The organism is Thermoanaerobacter sp. A7A (genome assembly GCF_000445185.1).
GTDB lineage: Bacteria > Bacillota > Thermoanaerobacteria > Thermoanaerobacterales > Thermoanaerobacteraceae > Thermoanaerobacter.
In genome coordinates, this window is the sequence record NZ_AVAF01000039.1 from 1 (window position 1) to 3,683 (window position 3,683).

The 3,683-nt window shown below is 36.2% G+C and carries 3 protein-coding genes, 1 pseudogene and 1 riboswitch; all 4 genes and pseudogenes read left to right on the forward strand.

The features are described from left to right. Positions 1 to 412 (forward strand): ABC transporter ATP-binding protein (locus tag M663_RS14475; RefSeq protein ID WP_042805054.1); only part of this gene is annotated, 412 nt, incomplete at its 5' end. Next, positions 409 to 2,292, forward strand: coding sequence for an ABC transporter ATP-binding protein (locus tag M663_RS0102490; RefSeq protein WP_029687829.1), 1,884 nt, complete (start codon positions 409 to 411; stop codon positions 2,290 to 2,292). The genes M663_RS14475 and M663_RS0102490, both read left to right, overlap by 4 nt. 72 nt (positions 2,293 to 2,364) lie before the next feature. Continuing rightward, positions 2,365 to 2,467, forward strand: a riboswitch (TPP riboswitch). A gap of 160 nt (positions 2,468 to 2,627) precedes the next feature. Next, positions 2,628 to 3,164, forward strand: coding sequence for an energy-coupled thiamine transporter ThiT (thiT, locus tag M663_RS0102495; RefSeq protein WP_337954488.1), 537 nt, complete (start codon positions 2,628 to 2,630; stop codon positions 3,162 to 3,164). 245 nt (positions 3,165 to 3,409) lie between these two features. Continuing rightward, positions 3,410 to 3,683, forward strand: a pseudogene (locus M663_RS0102500) (phosphatase PAP2 family protein); the annotation flags it as partial.

Consider the following 3,683-nt stretch of genomic DNA (forward strand, 5'->3'; position numbering starts at 1 on the left):
TAAAAAAATTATAAAAAAAGGTACAAAGCAAAAAACATTAAATGAAAAGACCAAAAAATTTGATTCAGAGATTGCACAAGGAGGAACAAACGTTTCAGGAGGGCAAAAGCAGAGGCTTTCCATTGCTCGTGCTCTTGTTAAAAAGCCTGAAATATACATTTTTGATGAAAGTTTTTCAGCTCTTGACTTTAAAACAGAGTCAGTTTTAAGGAAAGCCTTAAGAGAAAGGCTAAAATCAAGCACTGTTATAATGGTGTCACAAAGGGTGTCAACTCTTTTGCATGCAGACCAAATAATAGTGCTTGAAGAAGGTAAAATTGTGGGCATAGGGAAACACAAAGACCTACTTAAAAACTGTCAAACTTACAGAGAAATAGCTTTATCACAGCTGTCGGAGGAGGAATTGGCATGAGTGAAAATAGAAGAATAGACCCCAAACAGATGCCCAGACTTCGCGGGCCAGGAATGGGAGGCGGTCCCCATGGCATGGTTCGCGGTGGAGAAAAAGCGCGAGATTTTAAAGGCACAATGAAAAAGTTGATAAAATATTTATCAGCTTATAAAATTTCTATAATAAGTGTATTTATATTAGCAGCTCTTAGTGCTTCCTTCTCCATTGCGGGTCCTAAAATACTCAGTAAAGCCATAACCAAAATTTTTGAAGGTGTAATGAATAAAATAACAGGGCAAGGCAGTGGCATAGACTTTGAATATGTAGGAAAGATAATTCTAATTCTCATAGGCTTATATGGTTTAAGTGCTTTATTCGGATACCTGCAAGGATGGATAATGTCTGGGGTTGCGATGAAAGTTACCTATAGATTTAGAAAAGAAATTTCTGAAAAAATTAACCGCCTGCCTTTGAAATATTTTGAAAGCACAAATCAAGGGGAAATATTGTCACGTATTACAAATGACGTGGATACAATTACTCAGACTCTCAATCAAAGCTTGACTCAGATAATCACTTCTGTGACGACAGTAGTAGGCGTTTTGATTATGATGTTTACCATAAACTGGCTTATGACTTTAGTGGCGCTTTTGATAATTCCTTTGTCTTCTTTGGTAATTGCCTTTATTGTCAAACATTCACAAATGTATTTTAGAGAGCAGCAGGATTATTTAGGGCATGTAAATGGTCATGTGGAGGAAGTATATGGAGGCCATAATATAGTAAAGGCTTTTAATGGAGAGAAAAAGAGCATTGAAAAGTTTGATGTATTAAATAACACTTTGTACGGAGCAGCTTGGAAGTCACAGTTTTTGACAGGTATTATGATGCCACTTATGAATGTAATAGGAAACTTGGGTTATGTGGCGGTTACAGTTTTGGGTAGTTGGTTGGTCATAAAAAATGCAATAGAAGTGGGGGATATTCAGGCGTTTATACAGTACATCCGATCTTTTACACAGCCTATTGCTCAGATTGCAAATATTTCCAATATACTGCAACAAACTGCTGCCTGTGCAGAAAGAGTATTTGAGTTTTTGGAGGAAGAAGAGGAAGTTCCAGATAATCCACAGCCTGTAAAAATTGAAGATATAAAAGGGAATGTGGAGTTTAGAAATGTTCGTTTTGGATATAGACCTGATAAAATGGTGATAAATAACTTTTCTGCTTCTATTAAGGCAGGACAAAAAGTTGCAATTGTTGGTCCTACTGGAGCAGGAAAGACTACTATAGTGAAACTTTTAATGCGCTTTTACTATGTGAATGAAGGAGCTATTTTGATTGACGGGCATGATATAAGAGATTTTACGAGAGAAGATTTGCGTTCACTTTTTGGCATGGTGCTTCAGGATACTTGGCTTTACAATGGTACTATTATGGACAATATAAGATATGGCCGTCTCGATGCTACTGATGAGGAAGTTATAAAAGCTGCTAAGGCAGCTCATGTTGACAGTTTTGTAAAGACATTGCCAGGGGGCTATAACATGGTATTAAATGAAGAGACCACAAATATTTCTCAAGGGCAAAAGCAGTTACTAACTATAGCAAGAGCTATTTTGAAAGATCCCAAAATTCTCATACTCGATGAGGCTACAAGCTCTGTAGATACCCTTACAGAAATACAAATACAAAAAGCGATGGATTACCTTATGAAAGGGCGCACAAGCTTTATAATCGCTCATAGGCTTTCTACGATAAGGGATGCTGACTTGATACTTGTTATGAACCATGGAGATATTATAGAGCAAGGTACCCACGAAGAGCTTCTTGCCAAAGGCGGTTTCTATGCAAGCCTCTATAACAGCCAGTTTCAAAAAGAGGAAGAGATGGCAAGTTAATAGCATTTAATAATCATTATTGACATATGCAGCAAAAAATGATAAAGTTAAAGTGAAAACAAAATAGGTGGTTATGTCCGCTGGGGGAGCCTTAACGGCTGAGATGGCATTGATGCCAAACCCTTGGAACCTGACGAGGGTAATGCCTACGTAGGGAATGCGGCTTAAAAATACCGCATTCGCGGTATTTTTTTTCAGCGAACATAGCCTCACTAACTGGAGGTGTTTTTTTATTATGTTACATTATAAGTATATTTTCTGATTTTGCCAAAATAAAACCAGTGACCTTATCGGTTATATTAGCAATTTTATTGGCAGCTTTTCTTTTATATCTGATGCGAAAAAGTGTCAAATTTGACACAAAAATGCTTGTCTACGGAGCACTTTCAATCGCTATTTCTTTCGTGCTGTCTTATATAAGATTTTATCACTGGCCTCAAGGTGGGTCTATTACACCTGCCAGCATGTTGCCGCTTTTTATCTTTGCCTATTATTATGGACCAGGTCCTGGTGTGATTGTAGGAATGGCGTATGGATTTTTACAACTTATTCAAGACCCATTTATTGTCCAATGGGTGCAAGTACTTCTCGACTATCCTTTGGCCTTCGGTGCTTTAGGACTTGCTGGCTTTTTTAGAAAAAACCTAAGTTTGGGAATTTTAGTCGGTGGATTTGGACGATTTTTCTCTCACTTTTTATCGGGAGTGTTCTTTTTTGCAAGCTATGCACCAGAAGGAATGAGCCCTATAGTTTATTCACTTTTAGTCAATGGAAGCATAATAGGTGTAGAAGTGGCAATATGTTTTGCGGTTTCACTAATTCCTCAAGTTAGAAATGCTATTGAAGAAATTAAAAAGAAAGCAATTGCTTAAAGGGGTATTTCCCCTTTTTATTTTTTGCAGTGGATAGCTGAAATAATGGTATAATATATGGTATAATATTATGTAAGAAAAAATTTAACGCAGAATTAACATTGATACCTGACAAACTTGAGGATATGAAAGAAAGAAGGGAATAATTGATTTATAAAAATTCTGCTGATAGAGTGTGTGAAATTGTGCTGAAAATTTCGATAAAAGCATTAGTGAAATGAGATTGTAGGGAGGGGATTTTGCTGATGCAAATAAAAAGAGTGCTTCTTGACAAAGACAAAAACATTTTTTTCTATATAAACGAAAGGATAAAATGTAATATATTGGACAAAATAATGCCCAAAATAACTCATATAGGCGGTCCTTTTTTTACAATATTTTCTTGCTTGTTTTTAATTTTTTTTGGAAAAAACGATGTAAAAGCCTCTGCTGTAGAAGCTTTAACTGCACTTGTAAGCAGCCATTTGTTTGTTCAACTTTTAAAAAGAAAATATACAAGACCAAGGCCTTATATGGTAT

Coding starts and splice junctions, on each gene's coding strand:
- M663_RS0102490 (WP_029687829.1), top strand. CDS start 409: ATGAGTGAAAATAGAAGAATAGACCCCAAACAGATGCCCAGACTTCGC.
- thiT (WP_337954488.1), top strand. CDS start 2,628: ATGCGAAAAAGTGTCAAATTTGACACAAAAATGCTTGTCTACGGAGCA.